Below are 22,077 nucleotides of genomic sequence, written 5' to 3'. Positions count from 1 at the left end.
TCACCGTGTCAGCCCGTCAGCCTGCCTGTGCGGCCAGCCAGTGGTTCACGGTCTGGTTGACCAGTTGCATGAATTCCCGCGCATCCACCGGTTTGACCAGATAGTCGTTGGCGCCCGCTTCCCGCGAGCGCCTGGCATCGGTCTCGTCGTAGGAGGTCGCGAACATGATGACGGGCAGTGCATGGGTATGTGGCTGGCTGCGCAGCATGTGCAACAGGTCCACGCCTTCCATGCGCGGCAAGCGCGGTTCCAGCAGGATCAGGCAGGGCAGGGTCTCGGGGTGGTGCTGCGCGTGCGCACTGAAGAGCGATTCCATGGCCCGTTCCGCATCCTCGAACCAGCCGAAATCGCACTCCAGCTTGCTGCGCCAAAGGCTGAAGCGCGCCAGTTCCACCGACTCAGGACTGGGATCGACCATCAATATGCTGGGGCGGGACATGCGTTATGTGCGGAGCCGGTATTGTTTTTTGAATGTTGCATTTCTGGTTTTCGGCAAGTTTGACATAGCAGGTTGCAGAAATCCATTGCTGAATGCGCCCGCAAGCCCGATGCTGCCTGTGTCGGCGCGGTCCTGCGGCGCTCTTGACGCGCATGTGCCATAGCGCAATGAGCTTACGTGATAATTACAAACGCCGCTTGATTGCTTGTCATCTTGTCCATTCGCCGCGCTCGGCGGCGTTGCTGCAGCGTCATTCATTTTCTGAATGCCAGATATACACGAATAAAATCTCGCACTGCAACATTAAAACGTTGCTGCTCGGCTATATTCTGGGCAGCAAGCATCATCTTGACGATGCTTTACGTAGGAACAATGCCTTGTTCTCACGACGGCGATGCCTCCGATGCGTCGCACAATAATCCGGCAAAACCGGCGCAATGCCGCCAAAGTCAACAAGGGGAATGCAATGAAGGGGTCGCCACGACGAAACAGAAAGGCGCTGGTCATCGGGGGCGGGGCGCCCAATTCGACCTTGATTGCCGGGGCCCTGGCGGCTTTTCTTGCCGAGGGGGTGGAATTCGATGTCATTTCGGCCTCCGGTGCCGGTGTGCTCATGGGGCTGCTGGCCACGGCACCGCGCGATGCTTCGCCGCAGGCCGCGCTGATGCAATGGGCCCAGGTAGGCGTGGCCGACAGCATCTACAAGCTTTTCCCGGTCAATTACAAGGTGTTCAAGAAGCCCGGTGCCCAGGCCGAGAGCTATCGCGAGTCCATGCTGGCGCAGATGCAGCAGTTGCCGGGGCTGGCCGCTTCGCCCTTTGCGGCGCTCTTTACCCGGCACTTTGCCGACGCCTCGGCCAAGTGGAACGACTGGATGCATCTGCTGATGTCGGCCTTGTCGCCCTCGGACCTGCATTCGGGCAGCCTGGGCTTGTGTGCCCATCTGCCTTTCCTGGAGCAGTCCATCGATTTTTCGGCGGTGCCGCGCATGGCGCCCGAGTTCTACATCAACGCCTACAACCTTGACCGCCAGCGCATGCAGATCTGGAACAAGGATCAGATCACCCCTGCGCATGTGCGGGCCTCGCTGTCCTTCCCCTTCCTCTATGCGCCCACCGAGATCGATGGCGAGCATTACATCGAAGGGGCTGCGCTCGATACCCTCAATTTCACGCCCTTCATCGCCGATCCCGCCACCGGCGTGGCGCCGGCCGGGGAAGTCGATACTCTGGTGGTGCTGGACATCCTGGGCGAGAACCGCCTGATCCGCAAGCCCCGCAATCTGTATGACGCCTGGGTACGCTCGATCATCACGCCGCTGGTGAAGATCTCGCAGGCCGAGCAGCGCCTCTTTGAACTGGAACACAACCGGGATCCCGCCACGGGCGCCTCCTTGCGCCAGGTGCTCAAGGTCGACCTGATGGCTGGCGTGCCGCAGGACCACTGGCCGCAGGTGTTGGACTGGTCGGCCTCCAACATGCAGCTGCTGTTCGACGTGGGTTATCGCGCCGGAGTGGATTTCTGTCGCCAGCACGGCGAGCTGCTCGGCGCCGATGTCGAGGAGGCTCCGCTGGCGGCGTGACCTGGCGTTGCGACCACGCGGTGTGATTCGGCAGCTTGCTCAACACGCCTGTTTCTTCATCTTGTTTTCTCGTTCCTTGGCTGAACCCGCGCGCTGCGGCGCGCTTCTTTTCCTTTGGTGAATTTTCCATCATGACCATTACCAAGCGCCTCATTCTCACCCTGTCGACAGCCCTGGTGGCGCTGCTGTTCGTCGGTGCAGACGGACTCTGGCAACTGCAGCGTGCCCAGCAGCGACTGGAGCTGATCCAGAACCGCATCATCCCCGGCATGGACAGCCTGAACCTGCTCAAGGGCTACCTGGCCGATTCGCGCCTGGCCGGCTATCGCCTGTCGGTGTTTGCCAATCTGCCCGACAAGACCGCGCTGCAGAAGGCGGTCGATGCCGCCAACAAGGCGCTGGATGAAGAATTCGCCCACTATGAGCGCGATCTGATTTTCGATGACCAGGACCGCGCCCTGATCCAGGCGGACAGAGCCAATATCGAGGCCTACCGCAAGGCGCTGGTGCCGTTCTTCGCCGCGGCTTATGCCAATGACATGGATGGCGTGCGTGCCACTCTGCAGGCTGGCACGCCGCTCGCGCTGTCGGCTGCGGCCGCCAAGAAGGGCTTCGAGGATCACATCCTGATCGGTCGCAAGAGGATCGATGCCGTCAAGCAGGAGAGCGACGACGCCTACGCCTTCGCCCTGCGCGCGATGATCGCGGTCATCGTGCTCGCCGTGCTGCTCACGGCGGTGCTGGGAATTCGTACCCTGCGCAGTGTCACGCGCAGCCTGGGCACGATCCAGCAGACCTTCGAACACGTCAGCCAGACCCTGGATCTGTCGCGCCCGGTGCCGGTGGAACGCATGGATGAAATCGGCCGCACCGCTGCCGCCTTCAACAAGCTGCTGGCGCGCATCGTCGAGGTGGTGGCGACCACCCGCAGTTCCACCGATTCGGTTACCGTGGCTGCGCGCCAGATCGCCGCCGGCAACGCCGACCTGTCGGCGCGCACCGAGCAGCAGGCCGCTGCCCTCGAAGAAAGCGCTTCCAGCCTGGAGGAGCTGACCTCGGTGGTCCTGCAGAACACCCAGAACGCGCGCCAGGCCAACGAGCTGGCGCAATCGGCCTCGCACATCGCCTCACAGGGTGGCAGTGTGGTGCGCCAGGTGGTCGATACGATGAATTCCATCAATGCCTCTTCGCGCAAGATCGTGGACATTATTGCGGTCATCGATGGCATTGCCTTCCAGACCAACATCCTGGCCTTGAACGCCGCCGTGGAAGCCGCCCGCGCCGGCGAGCAGGGGCGCGGCTTTGCCGTGGTGGCCTCGGAAGTGCGTTCGCTGGCCCAGCGCTCGGCGGCGGCCGCCAAGGAAATCAAGGAACTGATCGATGATTCCGTCGATAAGGTCGATAGCGGCAGCAAGCTGGTCGAACAGGCCGGTTCCACCATGAGCGATATCGTCGATAGCGTCCAGCGCGTGACCCAGATCGTGGGCAACATCGCCGACGCCAGCGAGGAACAGAGCGCCGGCATCACCCAGGTCAACCAGGCCATCGCCCAGATGGACCAGGGCACCCAGCAGAATGCCGCGCTGGTGGAAGAGGCTGCCGCCGCCGCCCAGGCCCTGCAGGTGCAAGCCGAGAAGCTGGAGAGCGTGGTGGCGGTGTTCCAACTGGAGGGGCGCGCGGCGACCACCTTGCGCAGCGCGGAAATGAAGCCGGCGGCCAGCCTTGTGCAGGCGCCAGTCACCATCGAGGCACGCCAGGTGGCCGGGTTGGAACAGTTCTGATCGTATTGACGGGCGGCTTGCCAGCCGCCTTCGCAAAGCCTTGCCTTCTATCTCCAACGCCCGGTTTTTGCCGGGCGTTGTTTATTTTCTGCGCGTTTCTGCCTATCAGGTCAGCATTGCTGTGAAGGATTGCACTAAAGGGGCAACGCTGGCTGCCTCAAGGGTGATATACTTAATGCTAATCATTATCATTTGACCACCAGGAGAATACGCAATGATCGGTTTAAAGAAACTGGCTGTGGCCGCGGCGCTGAGCCTGTCCTTCGCCGGCGCCGCCTCGGCCGCCGAGTACCCCATCGGTAAACCGCAGATCCAGAACGGTATTGAAGTCAGCGCCGTCTACCTGCAGCCCGTCAAGATGGAGCCGGACGGCATGATGCGCAAGGCCGAAGAATCCGACATCCACCTCGAAGCCGACATCCACGCCGTGGCCAAGAACCCCAACGGTTTCGCCGAAGGCGACTGGATGCCCTACCTGGTCATCAAGTACGAACTGACCAAGGTCGGTTCCACCAAGTCCATCAAGGGCGACATGATGCCCATGGTCGCCAACGATGGTCCGCACTATGGCGATAACGTCAAGCTGGAAGGCCCGGGCAAGTACAAGCTCAAGCTGACCATCTCCTCTCCGCAGGCCAATGAGCACGCCCACTTCGGCCGTCACGTCGACAAGGAAACCGGCGTCGGCCCGTGGTTCAAGACCTTCGAACTGAACTACGACTTCACCTTCGCCGGCATCGGCAAGAAGGGCGGCTACTAAGCCGGTTCCTGGATCGGGTGATCCAGGCCGCAAGCCTGCAGTTGCGATGCCGGTCCGCGCCGTGATGGCGGGCCGGCTTCACTGTTTTCAGAGTTCCGGAGTCTTCATGATTGCAAGAATCGTCCGACTGATCTGCCTGTCCTGCCTGTGGCTGGCTGCCCTGGCCATGCCCGGCGTCAGTGTGCAGGCCTCCGACCTGCCCACCTTCAAGCTGGAGATGCAGGATGGCAAGCTGATCCCGCCGCGCATCGAAGTGCCGGCCGGGCAGCGCATCAAGATCGAAGTGCACAACACCGGCAAGTCCGCCGCCGAGTTCGAAAGCGTCGAACTGCGCAAGGAAAAGGTACTGGCACCGGGTGCGCAGTCCTTCGTGGTGATTGCTCCCTTGCGCCCCGGCGAATACAAGTTTTTCGATGACTTCCACCTCAACATGCCGCAGGGCGTGATCGTCGCCAAGTAAGACGCCGACATACCCCGACATACGCAGGCGACAGGGAAGTTCAGGTTTTCAGGAAGGGAAGAGTTTCATGGGACAAGTCATGTTCATCGTCTGGCGTGAAAGCGTCGAGGCGCTTCTGGTGGTCGGGATTCTGTATGCCTGGCTGAAGAATGGCGACGCCGGCGCGCGGCGCGGCATCCCCTATCTGTGGGGCGGCGTGGTCGCCGGCGTGGTGCTGGCGGCCGCCTTGGGTGCAGCCCTGCTGGGCTTTTCGGAACTGCTCTCGGGCGACGCCCAGACCTACTTCCAGATCGCCATCGTGTTGATTGCCGCGGTGCTGATCGTGCAGATGGTGTTCTGGATGCGCAAGCATGGCCGCACCCTCAAAAAGGAAATGGAAAGCTCCATGCAGTCCAGCTATGAAAGCGGTAACTGGTGGGGTGTGTTCGTGCTGGTGATGCTGGCCATCGCCCGCGAAGGCAGCGAGACGGCGGTGTTCCTCTACGGCATCGGCCTGGGCCAGCAGGATGCCAGCACGACGTCCCTGGTGCTGGCCGGGGCGATCGGGTTTGGCCTGGCCTTCCTGACCTTCTATCTGCTGCAGCTGGGCGGCAAGATCTTCTCCTGGCGCCGTTTCTTCCAGGTCACCGAAGTGATCCTGCTGCTGCTGGCGGCGGGCCTCCTGGTGACAGGCGTGGAAAAGCTCTTCGACGTCCTGCTGGAAAGCTCCGACATGCTGGCCTCAGCCAACTGGACCATGACCCTGACCGGCCAGCTCTGGGATACCTCGGCGCTGCTGGATGATTCCTCCACGCTGGGCAGCCTGGTATCTACCCTGACGGGCTATCGTGCCCGTCCGGCGCTGCTGTCGGTGATCGTCTATGTCCTCTACTGGGTCGTGGTATGCTCGGCCCTTTATCGAAAACCCCAGCCTCAGCCCAAGAGCACGAGGCAGGAAGCAGTCTGACTCTGATGACGACCTGTACGCAATCGCCGACTCTGCTCACGCGTACCGGAGACTGGATGCGCCGCCATGGCGCATTCATCCGAGGCCTGCAATGGATCGTGGTGGCCGTTTATGCGCTGCTGATCCTGGTCCCGGTGTTCCTCCCGCTGCCTGACGAAACCGCCCATCTCTGGTCCAACCTGACCCTGATCGCCCAGTTCGCCTTCTGGGGTATCTGGTGGCCCTTCGTGCTGGTGAGCATGGTGTTGATGGGGCGTGTGTGGTGCGGCGTGCTCTGTCCGGAAGGCGCGCTCACCGAATTCGCCAGCCGCCATGGACGCGGACGCGCCATCCCCAGGTGGGTGCGCTGGGGCGGCTGGCCCTTCGTGGCCTTCGCCCTGACCACCGTCTATGGTCAGATGGTCAGCGTCTATCAGTATCCCAAGGCCGTACTGCTGGTACTGGGTGGCTCCACCGTCGGTGCCATGATCATCGGCTACCTGTATGGCCGCGACAAGCGGGTCTGGTGCAAGTACCTGTGCCCGGTCAATGGGGTCTTCGGCCTGCTGGCCAAGCTGGCCCCGGTTCACTACAAGGTGAACGAAGACGCATGGCGCGCTTCCTACCATCCCGAACACAAGATCATTCCCGTCAACTGTGCGCCCTTGGTCCCCCTGCGCAATATGAAGGGTGCTTCCGATTGCCACATGTGCGGCCGCTGCAGCGGGCACCGTGACGCCATCGCCCTGAGCTTCCGTCCGCCAGCGGTGGAAGTGGTGCAGTTCGGCAAGACCCAGAACAACCTCTGGGAAAGCGCCCTGGTGCTGTATGGCCTGCTGGGCATCGCCATCGGCGCCTTCCACTGGACAGTCAGTCCCTGGTTCATCGCCATCAAGCAGGACATCGCCACCTGGCTGATCGACCGCGACATCATGTGGCCCTTCGGTACCCAGGCACCGTGGTGGCTGCTGACCAATTATCCGCAGCAAAGCGATGTCTTTACCTGGCTCGATGGCGCCATGGTAGTGGGCTACATCCTCACCACCGGCCTGGTGCTGGGCACCGGCGTGGCACTGATGTTCGGCCTGGCCACGCGAGTGCTGGGCAAGTGGGAGTGGAGCCGCTTCAACCACCTGGTGCAGGCCCTGATCCCGCTGGCAGGCTGCGGCGTTTTCATCGGTCTGTCGGCCACCACCATCAGCCTCTTGCGCGCCGAACACTGGCCGGTGTACTGGGCCAACGACGTGCGCGCCGCCTTGCTCAGCGCCATGACCCTGTGGAGCCTGTGGCTGTGCTGGAAGGTGGTGGCGCGCCACGCCACCCACTGGCTGCAACAGGTGCTGGCCATGCTGCCCTTGATCAGCGGTCTGGCGCTGGTGAACGGGGCCTGGTGGTTGATGTTCTGGGGCTGGTAAGGTCGGTCTGGCCTCGTTCATATGAAGGAAAACGGCAGGTTTGCTCGCAAGCCTGCCGTTTTTATTTGTGCTTTATTTGACCGCCGGAGCTTGGGCTTATAGCGCAGTTAGCCTCTGAAGCAGTACAATCGCTGCCTTTTCAAGCCAATTGCCGGAGTTTTCATGAGTACCTTGCCCGCCTGTCCCCAATGCCAGTCCGAATTCACCTATGAGGACGGCGGCCAGTACGTCTGCCCCGAATGCGCCCACGAGTGGAGCGCCCAGGCCGCGCCCGCCGAAGAGGCCCGCGTGTGGCGCGATGCTTCCGGCAATGTGCTGCAGGATGGCGATACCGTCACCGTCATCAAGGACCTGAAACTGAAGGGCGGTGGCGGCGTGGTCAAGATGGGCACCAAGGTCAAGAACATCCGTCTGGTCGACGGCGACCACGATATCGACTGCAAGATCGACGGTTTCGGCTCCATGGGCCTGAAGACCGAATTCGTGCGCAAGGCCTGATGCAGCGCCCGCGCCGGGAGAGCGCCCTGCAAGCCAGGGCGGCTCTCACGTAAAATGGCGGTTTGCCCGCAGCCGCAGTCACTGCCGGAGATGGTGCGGGCAAGCTGATCACGACAACCAACAAACCGCCATGGCCCGTCCTCGCTTCCTGCCCGATAACATGACCCTGATGCTGCTGGCCGTCGTGCTGACCGCATCCTTCCTTCCCTGTACCGGCCAGGTGGCCGAGGTCTTCGATGGCCTGACCACCTTCATGATCGGCTTGCTGTTCTTCATGCACGGCGCCAAGCTCTCGCGCGAAGCGGTCGTAGCCGGCTTCACACACTGGAAGCTGCATGTGACGGTATTGCTCTGCACCTTTGCGCTGTTCCCGCTGATCGGCCTGGGCTTGAAGCCGCTGCTGCTGCAATTCATTACGCCCGAGCTTTACCTGGGCCTGCTGTTCCTGTGCGTGCTGCCCTCTACTGTTCAATCCTCGATCGCATTTACCTCGGTGGCGCGCGGCAATGTGCCGGCGGCGATCTGTGCAGCGTCGGCCTCCAACCTGCTGGGCATCTTCCTGACGCCGCTGCTGGTGAGCGTGCTGGTGGTGGCCCACGATGGCCAAGGCCATTCTTCGCTCGATTCCATCCTGAAAATCGTTTATCAGTTGCTGCTGCCCTTCGTGGCCGGCCAGATCGCGCGCCCCTTCATCGGCCGCTGGGTCGAGCGCAACAAGTCCTGGCTCAAGTTCGTTGACCAGAGTTCCATCCTGCTGGTGGTCTACGTGGCCTTCAGCGAGGCGGTGGTGCAGGGCCTGTGGCACCAGGTGCCGGTGACGATGCTGTTGGCGCTGCTGGTCATCAACGCGGTGCTGCTGGCCATCATCATGGGCTTTACCATCTTGGCCAGCCGCCGCCTGGGTTTCAACAAGGAAGACGAGATCACCATCGTCTTCTGCGGCTCCAAGAAGAGCCTGGCTTCCGGCGTGCCCATGGCCAAGGTGCTGTTTTCCAGCGGCGCCATCGGGATGGTGATCCTGCCGGTGATGCTGTTCCACCAGATTCAGCTGATGGTCTGCGCCGTCATGGCTGCCCGTTATGGCGCCCGCCAGGAACAGGTGCAGGCGGCCGTGGCTACCGAAAGCGGTGGCGACTGATCTCCCGGGCAGCGGCATGACACCCAACAAAAAAACCGGCACGCAGCCGGTTTTTTGTTGCCTGCATTGACCGTCCGGCCTCGCTCAGGGCGCCGGATTGGGTTGCCGGCGATGAATCGCCTCGATCCCCGCCAGCACGTCATCGCTCAGTTGCAACTGTGCGCTGTCGATGTTGCTGCGCAGTTGTTCCAGCGTGGTCGCACCGATGATGTTGGAAGTCAGGAAGCCGCGGCTGTTCACGTAGGCCAGCGCCATCTGCGCCGGGTCCAGTCCGTGCTGGCGGGCCAGGGCGACATACTCGGCGGTGGCACGTTCGGCCTGCGGATTGTTGTAGCGCACGAAGCGTTCGAACAGGGTCAGGCGCCCACCGGCCGGACGTGCACCGTCCAGGTACTTGCCACTGAGCATGCCGAAGGCCAGCGGCGAATAGGCCAGCAGGCCGACCTGCTCGCGATGGGCGAATTCGGCCAGGTTGATTTCGAAGCTGCGGTTGAGCAGGTTGTACGGATTCTGGATGGTGACGATGCGCTCCAGCCCGTGCTGTTCGGCCGCGCGCAGGAATTGCGCCACGCCCCAGGCGGTCTCGTTGGACAAGCCGATGGTGCGGATCTTGCCGGCCTTCACGAATTCGCTCAGTACCGTCAGGGTTTCCTCGATGGGCACCGTCACCTCATCGGCCACATGCTCATAGCCTAGCTGGCCGAAGCTGTTGACGCTGCGGTCCGGCCAGTGCAGCTGGTACAGGTCCACATGATCCAGTTGGAGGCGCTCCAGGCTGCCGTGCAGGGCATCGGTCAAGCCCTTGCGGTCGAGGTCGTTGATGCCGCCGCGAATGTGGCGCGGGTTGTGCGGCTTGCGGGCCGGGCCGGTGCACTTGGTGGCGATCAGCAGCTGGTCGCGTTTGCCGGATTTCTTCAGCCAGGTACCGAGGTAGCGTTCGGTCAGGCCTTGCGTTTCCGCCTTGGGCGGGACCGGATACATTTCGGCGGCGTCGATCAGGTTGATGCCGCGCTCGACGGCATAGTCCAGTTGCGCGTGGGCATCGGCTTCGGTGTTCTGTTCGCCCCAGGTCATGGTGCCCAGCGTGATGAGGCTGACCTTGAGGTCGGTGCGGCCGAGTTGGCGGTACTGCATGGAGTTCTCCTTGTGATGCGCAGGCAGGTGCGGGTTCTGCCGGCTGGCGCGGGATCGGGTAGTATAGCGGCGCCCGTCCTGCCTTGCAGGGCAGGGCCGCAGCGGCACCAGAACCGCTCCCGTCAAGGCTGGCAACTGCACGCAGAGGCCGGACTCCACAACGCCAGAACGCCCGTATTCCCATCCACGAGACATGTCATCCACTTCCTCCAGCACCACCCCTGATGAGGCCGGCGAGCCGCTGCAGCCCCTGCGCCATCACACTCCCTTCAAACTCTTCTGGTGCGCCAGCGTGGCCTCCACCATTGCCCTGCAGATGCAGATCGTGGCGGTCGGCTGGCAGGTCTACCAGCTTACCCACAGCGCCTTCGACCTGGGCATCGTGGGACTGGTGCAGTTCATTCCTTCGCTGATCCTGGTCTTCGTGGTGGGCCACGTGGCCGACCGTTTTGACCGCCGCAACGTGGCCCGCGTAAGCGCCCTGGTGGAGGCGGCAGCCGCCGCCACGCTGGCCGCAGGCAGCCTGGGCGGCTGGCTCAACCGGGAAATGATCTTCATGATCGTGGCCGTCATCGGCGCCGGCCGCGCCTTTTCCAAACCTACCATGTCGGCATTGCTGCCCAGCCTGATGTCGCCCAGGGCCTTGCCGGGTGCCGTGGCAGGTTCGGCCTCGGCGACCCAGTTCGCCATCATCATCGGCCCGGCCCTGGGCGGCTTTCTCTATGTGGCGGGCCCGGCCGTGGTGTATGCCAGCAGTTGTGCCTTGTTCGTCTCGTGCAGTGTGCTGTTGTCGCTGATCCGGCGTCCGGTGCAGGCTGCGCCTGCCAAACCGACCGGGGCCAGCCTCTCGTCGGTATTTGCCGGGCTGGCCTTTATCCGCAGCAAGCCCGCTATCTTCGGCGCCATCTCACTGGACATGTTTGCCGTGTTGCTGGGTGGCGCGACCGCCTTGCTGCCGGTCTATGCCAACGACATCCTGCACACCGGTGCGGTCGGCCTGGGCCTGCTGCGCTCGGCCCCGGCAGCCGGCGCCTTGATCGTGGCGCTGCTGCTGGCGCGTTTTCCGCTGGGCGGCAGGGTAGGGCGCACCATGTTCATTGCGGTGGGTGTGTTCGGACTGGCCACCATCGTCTTCGGCCTGTCGCGTTCCTTCCCGCTCTCGCTGGCGGCGCTGGCGGTGCTGGGCGCGGCCGACATGATCAGCGTGGTGGTGCGCTCTTCCTTCGTCCAGCTGGAAACGCCCGATGCCATGCGCGGCCGGGTTGCGGCCGTCAATTCCGTCTTCATCGGGACCTCCAACCAGTTGGGAGAATTCGAATCCGGACTCACCGCCGCCTGGTTCGGTGCGGTGCCGGCCGTACTCATTGGCGGGATTGGTACCCTCTTGATCGTGCTGCTGTGGATCCGCCTGTTCCCCTTGCTCTACCAGGTGGATCGCCTGTCGGCGCGCAGTTCCTGAAAGCCTCACCCCACAGGGCTCAGGGCGGGTCACCCTCGGTCACCAGCATCTGGCCGGCCTGGCGCGCGGCCTGCTGCTGCACCAGCAGCATCTGCAGGAACTGCGCATAGGGCACCGGCTTGCTGAAGTAATAGCCCTGGTATTCATCCGAACCGAATTCGCGCAGGGCCTGCAACTGTTTCTCGGTCTCCACGCCTTCGGTCACCACCTTCAGGTTCAGGGCGTGGCTCATCGCGATGATGGCCTGCACGATGGCGCTGCTGTTGGCGTCGTCGGGGATGTCGTTGATGAAGGATTTGTCGATCTTCAGCGTATTGACGGGGAAACGCTTCAGGTAGGCCAGCGAGGAATAGCCGGTGCCGAAGTCATCGATGGAGATGGTGAAGCCTTCTGCACGGATGCCATCCATGATGGCGATGGCACGGTCGCGGTTGTGCATCACCATGCTCTCGGTGATCTCGAATTCCAGGCAGGACGGCGGTGTGCCGTGGTGCTGGACCACGCTCTTGATATCGTCCAGCAAGCGCGCGTCACCGAACTGGCTGCCGGTCAGGTTGATGGAAATGCGTCCGCATACCAGGTCGCGTTCCAGCATCAGCCCGATGTCATGGCAGGCCACGTCTAGCACTGCCAGACCGATCTGGTCGATCAGCCGGGTTTCTTCCGCCAGCGGAATGAATTCCCCGGGCGGCACCAGGCCGCGCACCGGATGCTGCCAGCGCACCAGAGCCTCGGCACCGACGATACTGCCGCTGGCCAGGTTGATCTTGGGCTGGTAATGCACCACGAACTCGGCGCGCTCGATGGCACGGCGCAGCTCGGCTTCCAGCGCGATGCGCTCCACCGTGTTGGTGTTGACCTCATCGGAGAAGAATCGATAGTCGTCCTTGCCATGGTGCTTGGCGCGGTACATGGCGATGTCGGCGTTCTTGATCAGGGTCTGCGCGTTGTCGCCATCGCCGGGGTAGGTGGCAATGCCGATGCTGGCCGAGAGCATGGCTTCCTGGCCATCGATGATGAAGGGCTTGCGCGCCTCGGCCAGCAACTTCTGCGCGATCTCGCCCAATTGCAGAGGATCGTCGAAGTCGTCCACCAGCACGATGAATTCATCCCCACCCACGCGCGCCAGGATGTCCAGTTCGCGCAGCGTACTGCGAAAGCGCAGGGCGATTTCCTGCAGCACCGCTTCGCCCGCTTCGTGGCCGAAGGTGTCGTTGATATTCTTGAAGCGGTCCAGGTCCATCAGCAGCACCGCCACCATGCCGTTGCGGTGCTCGGCGTGGGTGATGGCGTTGGAGACGTGCTGGGTACAGAGGAAGCGGTTGGGCAGGCCGGTCAGCTCATCGTAGTGCGCCAGGTGGCGGATGCGCTCGTCGGCGCGGCGGCTCTCGATGGCCACGCTGGCCAGGTCGGCAGCGATGTTGGCCAGTTGCAGGTATTCGTTGCTCGGGGCCTGGTTTTCCTTGAGCAGGGCGGCAAACACGCCCAGCAACTGGCCTTCCTTGCCGATGATGGGCCAGGCGCCGCAGGAGGGATAGATTTCCACGTCGATGAGCACGCGCAGATGCTCGGTCACCGGATCGCGGGCGATATCGGTGACGATGCAGGGCCCGCGCCGCAAGGCGGCTTCGGCCGCCACGCCGCAGCCGTGGCGGATCGGCATCCCCTGCAGGGCGCGCAGCAGACGCGGCGGGTAGCGCTTGCTCAATACCGAGGTGAAGTGCGAGGCCTGTTCGTTGACCAGCATCACGCTGGAAGCGCCATAAGGAATCTGGGCATCGGCAAAGCCGACGATTTCATTGAGGATGGTATCGAGGTCTTCATCGGCCATCACCATGTGCAGGACCCGGTTCTGTTCGCTCTGCAGCAGCTCGGCGCGCTTGCGGGCACTGATGTCGCGCAGGATGGCGAAGATGGCATAGCCGCGCTCGAATTCGGCACGGTTGAGGGTGACGTCGGTGTGGATGATCTTGTTGCGGCGTACCGTCACCCATTCGAACTGCTGCGGCTGGCCCGACAAAACCCGCCCGACCAGTTCGTCGATGTCGGGCTGGTCGGGCTGGTGTGCCTTCTGGCGCGAGAACAGTCCGACCTTGCGGCCGATGATGCGCTCCTTGTCGGGTACGCCGAAAAAGCGCAGCGCCGCGGCATTGCAGTCCAGATAGCGCAGCTCGGAAGAGATCAGAACGATGGGATCGCTGCCTTCCTCGTAGAGCTTGCGGTAGCGGTATTCGCTGGAGGACAGCGCGCGGTCCAGGCGGCGCTGGTAGCGGTAGTACAACAAGAAGGCAATCAGTGCGATGAGGATGAAGCCGAGGATGCCCGTGGTCAGCAAAATGCGGTTTTCGGTACGACTGCGCCAGGGTGCCAGCACGTCTTCCATGCGCCGCGCATAGACTGCCACCAGGGACCATTTGTCCAGCCGTTTGTAGGAGAACAGCAGGGGTTCCCCGGTCAGATACGAAACCTCTTCGAACGCGCCTTCTTCGGCCCCGGCGCGGATGCGCGCCATGCTCCTGGCATCGGCCAGGCTGACGTTGAGCCAGCGCTCCTCGAACGGCGAGCGCAGCATCATCGAGCCGCTATCGGTGCGCAGCGAGACGATGGACTCGAAATTGGTGATGCGCTTGTAGAACTCGAAGAAGGTCGAGGCCTTCAGCTCGGCCACCAGGAGTCCGATGGGCCGGTTGCTCCAGTCGTACAGATTCATGGCCACGGGTAGCACCAGCTCGCGGTTGTAGCGGCTGCGCATGAGCTGGCCCACGAACAGGTTGGGCCGTGCCGGGTTGCCATCCACGTGGGTCAGCTTGCGGTCTTCCGGAATGCTGGTGGTATCGAAAGCGCGCAGCGAACTTGCACGGGTACGGCCGTTGCGGTCGATATAGCGCACCACCATCACGGTGGGCAGACGCTGCTGGGCGTCCGACAGCAGGCGGTACAAGGCCTGGTCATCGTCCAGCAGATCGGGACCGGCGCCATGGATGTGCTCCGCGCTGGACCACAGCAGGCGGTCCAGTTCGCCAAACACCCGCTCGGCGTGTTCCTGCACGCTGCGCACGGCCGCCATCGAGCTGGAACGCTCGGCGTCGATGGTCAGCTGGCGGTCCTGGCGGATCTCCCACCAGGTCTGCACGACGATGAACGACCCGACGAAGCCGACGAAGAGCAGCAAGATCTTCAGGGTGTTGCCTGGGCGCCCCGGCGATTTGTTCTGTTTTCCCATGTGACCGATATCACATTACCTGTCATCACCTGTCATCAGGCAGCCGCTGCCTGCCGTCTTGGCCCGCAAAGATCCCGGACGGCCGTTTCGACAGCCTTCTCACGCAATTGGCGCGTTCCCTGCACCCGCGCAACCGTGGCCCTTCACCATGGCCGCAATGACCGCTCATGGCGCTGCAGCAAGCCCCGGGCATTCACCCGGCGTGAATGCCCATGCAAAAGTGTCGCGGATGCCCCCAACTTGTTGATACGCGAGATGCTCATCTGCCATCTCGTCTCCAGCAGCGCTTTGACCGCGCTTGTCCTTGCTTTTTGCACTTGATTTGTGTCGATCAGTGGCTGCATTGCCGGCCACGTCCATCGTTTGTTTTGTAGCAACCTTACCGCAAGCCAAAGGCTTTGTCATCCAGCCCGCAACGTCGCCGCAACGCGACAGTGTGATTTTCATGTGAGACGTGAATTTTCACTTGTTACGATATCAACATGAAGATGTAAAGCGCCACTCATGCGTTTTCGTTTGCAATGCGATAATACGGTCCGGACAGTAGCTTCGTTTGCAACATCGTTTTACTGAATTTCCTGACGGCGCCCGCATGCCGGCCAGGAGGTTGACTTCACATCCCATCAAGCAAAGGACCCATCCCTATGAAGACAAGAGCAGCGGTAGCATGGCAGGCAGGCAAGCCCTTGACGATCGAGGAAGTCGAACTCGGCGGCCCCAAGGCCGGCGAAGTCCTGGTCGAGATCAAGGCCACCGGCATCTGCCACACCGACTACTACACGCTCTCGGGCGCCGATCCGGAGGGTATCTTCCCTGCCATTCTCGGCCATGAGGGCGCGGGTGTGGTGGTCGACGTCGGCCCGGGCGTGAAGTCGCTGAAAAAGGATGATCACGTCATCCCGCTGTACACCCCCGAATGCCGCGAGTGCAAGTTCTGCCTCTCCCAGAAGACCAACCTGTGCCAGGCCATCCGCGCCACCCAGGGCCGTGGCCTGATGCCGGACGCCACCAGTCGCTTCTCGCTGGATGGCAAGCCGCTGTTCCACTACATGGGCACGTCGACCTTCTCCAACTACATCGTCGTGCCGGAAATCGCCCTGGCCAAGATCCGTTCCGATGCGCCCTTCGACAAGGTGTGCTACATCGGCTGTGGCGTGACCACCGGCGTGGGTGCGGTGCTGTTTACCGCCAAGGTGGAGGCGGGTGCCAACGTGGTGGTATTCGGTTTGGGCGGCATTGGCCTGAACGTCATCCAGGCGGCCAAGATGGTCGGCGCCAACAAGATCATCGGGGTGGACCTGAACCCGGCCCGTGAATCCATGGCACGCAAGTTCGGCATGACCGACTTCATCAATCCCAAGGATGTGCCCAACGTGGTCGATGCCATCATCGGCATGACCGATGGCGGCGCCGACTACAGCTTCGAGTGCATCGGCAACACCACCACCATGCGCCAGGCGCTGGAGTGCTGCCACAAGGGCTGGGGCCAGTCCATCATCATCGGCGTGGCCGCTGCCGGCCAGGAAATCTCCACCCGTCCGTTCCAGCTGGTGACCGGACGCGTCTGGAAGGGCTCGGCCTTTGGCGGCGCACGCGGCCGCACGGACGTGCCCAAGATCGTTGACTGGTACATGGAAGGCAAGCTCAACATCGATGACCTGATCACCCACAAGCTGCCGCTGGAACGCATCAATGAAGGGTTCGACCTGATGAAGAGCGGCGAGTCGATCCGCTCCGTGGTCGAGTTCTGAGGAGAGCGCGATGCTGGAGACCCTCTCCGAGCACGGTTGCTTTGGCGGCGTGCAGGGCTTCTATCGGCATGCTTCGCCTGCCATCGGGCTGGACATGCGCTTTTCGGTCTTCGTGCCGCCCCAGGGCAGCAAGGGTGGTGCGAAGCTGCCCGTGCTGTTCTACCTGGCCGGCCTGACCTGTACTGAAGAAACCTTCATGATCAAGGCCGGCGCACAGCGCGTGGCGGCCGAGCTGGGCATGATCCTGGTGAGCAGTGACACCAGCCCGCGCGGGGCCGGCATTGCCGGGGAAAGCGACAGCTGGGATGTCGGCGTGGCGGCCGGTTTTTACCTGGACGCCACCCAGGCGCCCTGGAGCCGGCACTACCGCATGGAGAGCTACGTGGTCGAGGACCTGCGCCAGGCCGTGCTGGAGAACTTCCCGGCCGACCCGCAGCGCATGGGCATCTTTGGCCACTCCATGGGCGGACACGGGGCGCTGACACTGGCCTTGCGTCACCGCGAGCTGTACCGTTCGGTCTCGGCCTTTGCGCCGATTGCCGCGCCGGTGCACTGCCCTTGGGGACAGAAGGCCTTCAGTCACTACCTCGGCGAGGATCAGGAGCGCTGGCAGGAACATGACGCCAGCGAACTCATGCGCAAGCTTTATGCGCCTTTCCCGCAGGGCATTCTGATCGATCAGGGGCTGGCCGATAAATTCCTGTCCGAGCAGTTGCTGCCGGAACGCTTCGAGGCAGCGTGCAAGGAGGCGTCACAGCCGCTGAGCTTGCGTCGGCATGCGGGTTATGACCACGGGTATTACTTCATCGAGAGTTTTGTGGAAGATCATTTGCGCTTCCATCATGCGAATTTGATGGGTTGAACAACCCGTCCGCAACGCGACTATCGGGCAGTGGCAATTGCCCGATAGTCGCGTTTTTTATACGAACGCGTCCGTGACGATATGCTCCCCCAGCATGAACGCATCGGCCACATGCCGCAGCGGCGCCACGTCCACATCCGAAGATCCATTCCGGATCAATTTGCAGAAGTGTGCATACAGCGAGGGATACTCGCCCTCCACCGGCAGTGCGCACGGCGCGCCATTGATCGACAGTTCATGTCCGCCCTTTTTCAGGTGGAGCTGGGTGCTGTCGGTCTCGATGAGGATGTCCCAGGTCTGTTCACCCGTCTGGCGCCAGTCGAAGTCGGCTTGCACATCGGTGCCCAGCACGTCGGTGAAGCCCAGGCGCGCGGCGATGGGGGTCTGGCGGTTCGACGGCACTTCCAGTGCAGCCTGCTTCAGGAACATCGCCTGCGGCAGGATCTCGGTGACGATGGACAGGGCATTGATGCCCGGATCGAACACGCCCAGGCCGCCCGGCTGCCAGATCCATTCCTGGTCGGGGTGCCAGTGGCGCACGTCTTCGCGCCAGATCACCTTGACCTTGCGCGGCGCATGCTCCTGCAGATGGCGCTTGACCACCTGCACTGCAGGGGCATGGCGCGAGTGCCAGCTGGCGAACAGCGTCACGCCCTGTTCGGCCGCCAGGTTCTTCAATGACTCCACCTCGGAGAGGGTGGCGCCGGGCGGCTTTTCGAGGAAGACGTGCTTGCCCGCGCGCAGGGCTTCACGCGCCGCTTCATAGCGGTACTGCGGCGGCATGCACAGCGAGATGGCCTCGATGGCCGTGCCCGAGGCGAGCATCTCGGCCATGGTCTTGTAGGCGGTCACGCCCTCGATGCGGTGGTTGCGGCTGGCGGTCGCCACCAGCTGGAAATCCTGGTTGCCGCCGATGGCAGGGGCATGCTGGTCATAAACGATCTTGCCGACGCCGGCGATGGCGAGCTGGATGGGTTTCATGGTGTCCTTGTTTATTGTTGATGACATGAAGCGGAGGGGCCACAGATTACCAGCGTTGATGCACGTGTGGGGCAATGTCGTGCAGATACAGTTCGCGCAGCGCCTGCATCAGCTCGGCCGTTATCGGCGGGAGCGCGCTGGCGGCGCTGTTGGATTGGGCCTGCTGCACGTTGCGCGCACCGGGAATGACGGTGCTTACGCCGTTTTCCATCAGGATCCAGCGCAACGCAAATTGCGCCATGGGAACGCCCTCCGGCAGCAGCGCGCGAATCTTCTCCACGGCCCCCAGGGCCACGTCGTAAGGTACGCCCGAGAAGGTCTCGCCGACATCGAAGGCTTCGCCGTGGCGGTTGAACTGGCGATGGTCGTCAGCAGCAAAGGTGGTCTGTGCGCTCATCTTGCCGGTCAGCAAGCCCGAGGCCAATGGCACGCGGGCGATGACGGCGATATCGCGGCGCTGCGCTTCCTGCAGGAACAGGGAGATCGGGCGCTGGCGGAAGATGTTGAAGATGATCTGCACCGATTTCACGTTCGGATATTCGATGGCCTTGAGCGCTTCTTCCACCTTCTCTACCGACACCCCGTAATGGCGGATCTTGCCGGCCGCCACCAGATCGTCCAGATGGCCAAACACTTCCGGCTGGTAATACACCTCGGTAGGCGGGCAATGCAGTTGCACCAGGTCCAGGCAATCTACCTCCAGGTTCTGCAGCGAACGGTCGATGAAGGCAGTCAGGTTTTGCTTGCTGTTGTAGCCGCTGGCCACATGCGGCGAGAGGCGGCGACCGGCCTTGGTGGCGACGAACGGGCGCTCGCCGCCGCGTTCCTTCAGGACTTGGGCAATCAGCTGTTCGGAGCGCCCATCGCCATACACGTCGGCCGTGTCGATGAAGCTCACGCCCGCGTCCAGCGCGGCGTGCAGGGCGGCCCTGGCATCCTGGGCCGAGACGTCGCCCCACGAGCCACCAATGGCCCAGGCGCCAAATCCAATCTCCGATACCTGCGCGCCGGTGCGGCCAAAGCGTCTTGATTTCATCTCTGTTCCTTGTGAGCGTAAAGCCGTAGTTATACCGTTTCACACGCGCGAAGGCGGCTGGTTTAAGATGAGCAGTATTCATTTTAGAAGTGATTGAAATTCATCCATGTCACTGCTCGACCATATCGATTTTTCTGACCTGCGGGTGTTCGTGACGATCCTGCGCACCGGCAGCTTCAAGGCGGCCGCGATCCAGCTGGGTCTGACGCCTTCGGCCACCAGCCACGCCATGAAGAGGCTGGAAGAGCGGCTCGATACGCAGTTGCTGTACCGCTCCAGCCGCGCCATCTCACCCACGGCCGCAGGCAGCGAACTGGCGTCCAGGCTGGAGGAGGGCTTCGAGCAGATCGCGGTGGCGCTGAGCCACCTGGAAAGTTCGGCAGAAGGCAGCCTCGGCGAGCTGCGCATCAACGTCTTCGCCGACGCCGCTCATCTGCTGATTGAGCCGGCCATTCCCGAGTTCGTGCGGCAGTGTCCCAAGGTCAAGCTGACCATCGTGGTCGATGACAAGCCCATCGATATCGTCAGCGAAGGCTATGACGCCGGCATCCGCTACGGTCACTATGTGCCCGAGGGCATGGTGACCGCACCCCTGACGCGGGCGCATCGCTGGGTGGCGGCGGCCTCGCCCGCGTACCTGGACCGGCACGGCCGGCCGCTCACGCTGGACGACCTGGCGCAGCATACCTGCCTGCAACTGCTGCTGGGCGACAATTCGAGCTACCAGTGGGAATTCGGAAAAGGCAAGTACCGACGGCGCATCCGCGTGCCGGGCCTGGTGACGATCAACAATACCGCCGCCACCATCGCGGCGGCCAAGGCCGGGGTCGGGATCGCCTATCTGCTGGAGGGAAGAATCAGCCGGGAAATCGACGAAGGATCGCTGGAGGTGATCCTGGAGGAGTGGGCGGCCCCCAGCGAGCCCTTCCACATGTACTACAGCAGCCGGCGCCATGCGCATCCGGCGCTGCGCAAGCTCATCGACATCATCCGGCTGCAGCATGGCCTGTCCCGGCTGCGTTAGCCGGGACAAGGCAGCGTCGTCAGTGGGCTGCTGAGGCCTCCGCCGCACCGGCACCGCCCTTGGAGGGCTTGATGACCCAGATCAGCGGAATGATGACGATGAAGATCACCGCCGAGATATAGAAGATGTCGTTGATCCCCAGCATGGCTGCCTGGAAGGTAATGGTGCGCTCCAGCATCCCGGCCGTCTGTTCGGCATTCAGCCCGAGCGTACTGCTGAGGTTGTTGACCGTTTCCTGCAGCCAGGGGCTGTAGGGCGTGGCGTGTTCGGTCAGCTGGGCGTGATGCAGGATGGTGCGGTTGTTCCATGCGGTGGTCGAGATGGAGGTGCCGACCGCGCCGCAGAACACCCGCACGAAGGACGACAGGCCGGCGGCAGCCGGGATGCGCTCCGGTGGCAGGCCCGAGAGCAGCAGCACCGTCAGCGGCACGAAGAACATGGCCGTGGGGATGCCCTGCAAGAGCGTCGGCAGGATCACCGTCATCTGGTCCACCTGCAGGTTGTAGCGCGAGCGCAGCCAGAACACGATGGCAAAGCCGACGAAGGAAGCCGTGGCCACCTTGCGCGCATCCACCAGCGGCAGGAAGCGCCCGATCAGCGGCATCAGGATCACCGCGAAGATGCCGATGGGTGCCGTCGACAGGCCCGAATCGATCGAGCGATAGCCCAGGTATTGCTGCAGCCATTGCGGCAGGATCACCAGGTTGCCGAAGAAGACGCCATAGCCGATGGAAATGGCGATGGTACCTCCGGCAAAATTGCGCCGGCCGAACAGGCGCAAATCCACCACCGGATGGTCATTGTTCAGCTCCCACACCACGAAGTAGGCAAAGGCGATCAGCGCGACGATGCCCAGCGTGACGATGGTGGGCGAGGCGAACCAGTCCAGGTCCTTGCCCTTGTCCAGCATGATCTGGAAGGCCGCGACCCAGGTCACCAGCAGCGCCAGGCCGATCTTGTCGATGGGCAGCTTGTGGGTGGGGGTCTCGCGCGAGCGGTAGATGGCCAGCGTGATGCCGGCCGCGATCAGGCCCACCGGGATGTTGATGTAGAAGATCCAGGGCCAGGTGTAGCTGTCGGTGATCCAGCCGCCCAGCGCCGGACCGGCCACCGGAGCCACCACCGCCGTCATCCCCCACAGCGCCAGGGCGAAGGAGGACTTCGATTTGGGGTAGGCCCCCAGCAGCAGCGATTGCGACAGCGGCACCATGGGGCCGGCGACCAGCCCCTGCAGCACGCGGGCCGCCAGCAGGATGGGCAGGGTGGGCGCCAGTCCGCACAGCCAGGAGGCCAGCACGAACAGCAGCACCGACGTGACGAAGAGGCGCACCGCGCCCAGGCGCTGCGTCAGCCATCCGGTCAAGGGGATCGAGATGGCATTGGCAGCGGCAAAGGACGTGATGACCCAGGTGCCTTCATCGACCGACACGCCCAGGTTGCCCGAGATGGTCGGAATGGCGACGTTGGCGATGGAGGAATCCAGCACGTTCATGAACACCGCCAGCGACACCGACAAGGTGCCCAGCACCAGGTTGGCACCGCTCAGCGGTGGCGGCGGCGTGTAGGGTTTGGGGGGAGTGGGGCTAGTGGCCATGGAACTCAGTCATTG

19 protein-coding genes are annotated in these 22,077 nt (G+C 62.9%); 12 read left to right on the top strand and 7 right to left on the bottom strand.

The window, feature by feature from the left end:
- Positions 1-16: 16 nt before the first annotated feature.
- On the bottom strand, positions 17-439 hold the full coding sequence (locus tag AACH55_RS14605) for a response regulator (RefSeq protein ID WP_338715307.1): 423 nt from the start codon (positions 437-439) through the stop codon (positions 17-19).
- 466 nt (positions 440-905) lie between these two features.
- On the opposite strand from AACH55_RS14605, the gene AACH55_RS14600 reads away from it, so the two are divergent.
- The 8 genes from AACH55_RS14600 (at position 906) to AACH55_RS14565 (ending at position 8,998) form a co-directional block, all read left to right on the top strand.
- A complete protein-coding gene (locus tag AACH55_RS14600; protein ID WP_338715306.1) occupies positions 906-2,021 on the top strand; it encodes a patatin-like phospholipase family protein in 1,116 nt (371 codons plus the stop codon).
- A 131-nt stretch (positions 2,022-2,152) separates the two neighbouring features.
- Positions 2,153-3,802, top strand: coding sequence for a methyl-accepting chemotaxis protein (locus tag AACH55_RS14595; RefSeq protein WP_338715305.1), 1,650 nt, complete (start codon positions 2,153-2,155; stop codon positions 3,800-3,802).
- Between the two features lie 214 nt (positions 3,803-4,016).
- Positions 4,017-4,562 (top strand): iron transporter, encoded by a 546-nt coding sequence (locus tag AACH55_RS14590; RefSeq protein WP_338715304.1) that lies wholly within the window; start codon positions 4,017-4,019, stop codon positions 4,560-4,562.
- Between the two features lie 106 nt (positions 4,563-4,668).
- On the top strand, positions 4,669-5,022 hold the full coding sequence (locus AACH55_RS14585; RefSeq protein WP_338715303.1) for a cupredoxin domain-containing protein: 354 nt from the start codon (positions 4,669-4,671) through the stop codon (positions 5,020-5,022).
- A 67-nt stretch (positions 5,023-5,089) separates the two neighbouring features.
- Complete coding sequence (locus AACH55_RS14580; RefSeq protein WP_338715302.1) at positions 5,090-5,968, top strand: FTR1 family protein; 879 nt, start codon at positions 5,090-5,092, stop codon at positions 5,966-5,968.
- Positions 5,969-6,024: 56 nt separating this feature from the next.
- Positions 6,025-7,362: a 4Fe-4S binding protein gene (locus AACH55_RS14575; RefSeq protein WP_338720306.1), complete on the top strand. Its 1,338-nt coding sequence runs from the start codon at positions 6,025-6,027 to the stop codon at positions 7,360-7,362.
- A 162-nt stretch (positions 7,363-7,524) separates the two neighbouring features.
- Complete coding sequence (locus AACH55_RS14570) at positions 7,525-7,860, top strand: zinc ribbon domain-containing protein YjdM (protein ID WP_338715301.1); 336 nt, start codon at positions 7,525-7,527, stop codon at positions 7,858-7,860.
- A 130-nt stretch (positions 7,861-7,990) separates the two neighbouring features.
- Positions 7,991-8,998 carry a bile acid:sodium symporter family protein gene (locus AACH55_RS14565; protein WP_338715299.1) on the top strand — a complete coding sequence of 336 codons (1,008 nt, stop codon included), beginning with the start codon at positions 7,991-7,993 and terminating at the stop codon, positions 8,996-8,998.
- An 84-nt stretch (positions 8,999-9,082) separates the two neighbouring features.
- Here the strand turns inward: AACH55_RS14565 and AACH55_RS14560 are convergent, their stop codons facing one another.
- Positions 9,083-10,132 (bottom strand): NADP(H)-dependent aldo-keto reductase, encoded by a 1,050-nt coding sequence (locus tag AACH55_RS14560; protein WP_338715297.1) that lies wholly within the window; start codon positions 10,130-10,132, stop codon positions 9,083-9,085.
- Positions 10,133-10,325: 193 nt separating this feature from the next.
- Between AACH55_RS14560 and AACH55_RS14555 the strand changes: the two genes are divergently transcribed.
- Positions 10,326-11,591 (top strand): MFS transporter, encoded by a 1,266-nt coding sequence (locus AACH55_RS14555; protein ID WP_338715296.1) that lies wholly within the window; start codon positions 10,326-10,328, stop codon positions 11,589-11,591.
- 19 nt (positions 11,592-11,610) lie between these two features.
- On the opposite strand, the gene AACH55_RS14550 is transcribed toward AACH55_RS14555, so the two are convergent.
- Positions 11,611-14,814 carry an EAL domain-containing protein gene (locus tag AACH55_RS14550; protein WP_338715295.1) on the bottom strand — a complete coding sequence of 1,068 codons (3,204 nt, stop codon included), beginning with the start codon at positions 14,812-14,814 and terminating at the stop codon, positions 11,611-11,613.
- A gap of 165 nt (positions 14,815-14,979) precedes the next feature.
- Positions 14,980-15,261 (bottom strand): hypothetical protein, encoded by a 282-nt coding sequence (locus AACH55_RS14545; RefSeq protein WP_338715294.1) that lies wholly within the window; start codon positions 15,259-15,261, stop codon positions 14,980-14,982.
- A 197-nt stretch (positions 15,262-15,458) separates the two neighbouring features.
- Between AACH55_RS14545 and AACH55_RS14540 the strand changes: the two genes are divergently transcribed.
- Together AACH55_RS14540 and fghA are read left to right on the top strand one after the other, a co-directional pair.
- Positions 15,459-16,565, top strand: coding sequence for an S-(hydroxymethyl)glutathione dehydrogenase/class III alcohol dehydrogenase (locus tag AACH55_RS14540; RefSeq protein ID WP_017450265.1), 1,107 nt, complete (start codon positions 15,459-15,461; stop codon positions 16,563-16,565).
- 10 nt (positions 16,566-16,575) lie between these two features.
- Complete coding sequence (fghA, locus tag AACH55_RS14535; RefSeq protein ID WP_338715292.1) at positions 16,576-17,427, top strand: S-formylglutathione hydrolase; 852 nt, start codon at positions 16,576-16,578, stop codon at positions 17,425-17,427.
- Between the two features lie 57 nt (positions 17,428-17,484).
- On the opposite strand, the gene AACH55_RS14530 is transcribed toward fghA, so the two are convergent.
- Together AACH55_RS14530 and AACH55_RS14525 are read right to left on the bottom strand one after the other, a co-directional pair.
- Positions 17,485-18,408 (bottom strand): Gfo/Idh/MocA family oxidoreductase, encoded by a 924-nt coding sequence (locus AACH55_RS14530; protein WP_338715291.1) that lies wholly within the window; start codon positions 18,406-18,408, stop codon positions 17,485-17,487.
- A 46-nt stretch (positions 18,409-18,454) separates the two neighbouring features.
- Complete coding sequence (locus tag AACH55_RS14525; protein ID WP_338715289.1) at positions 18,455-19,444, bottom strand: aldo/keto reductase; 990 nt, start codon at positions 19,442-19,444, stop codon at positions 18,455-18,457.
- A gap of 106 nt (positions 19,445-19,550) precedes the next feature.
- On the opposite strand from AACH55_RS14525, the gene AACH55_RS14520 reads away from it, so the two are divergent.
- Positions 19,551-20,468, top strand: a complete 918-nt coding sequence (locus tag AACH55_RS14520; RefSeq protein WP_338715288.1) for a LysR family transcriptional regulator — start codon at positions 19,551-19,553, stop codon at positions 20,466-20,468.
- 19 nt (positions 20,469-20,487) lie between these two features.
- Here AACH55_RS14520 and AACH55_RS14515 read toward each other — a convergent pair whose 3' ends face one another.
- Positions 20,488-22,062 carry a DHA2 family efflux MFS transporter permease subunit gene (locus AACH55_RS14515; RefSeq protein WP_338715287.1) on the bottom strand — a complete coding sequence of 525 codons (1,575 nt, stop codon included), beginning with the start codon at positions 22,060-22,062 and terminating at the stop codon, positions 20,488-20,490.
- Positions 22,063-22,077 lie beyond the last annotated feature (15 nt).

Source organism: Herbaspirillum sp. DW155 (assembly GCF_037076565.1).
Taxonomy (GTDB): Bacteria; Pseudomonadota; Gammaproteobacteria; order Burkholderiales; family Burkholderiaceae_D; genus Herbaspirillum.
The sequence above is the reverse complement of the archived record's forward strand: the minus strand, read 5'-3'. Positions and strand labels throughout refer to the sequence as shown.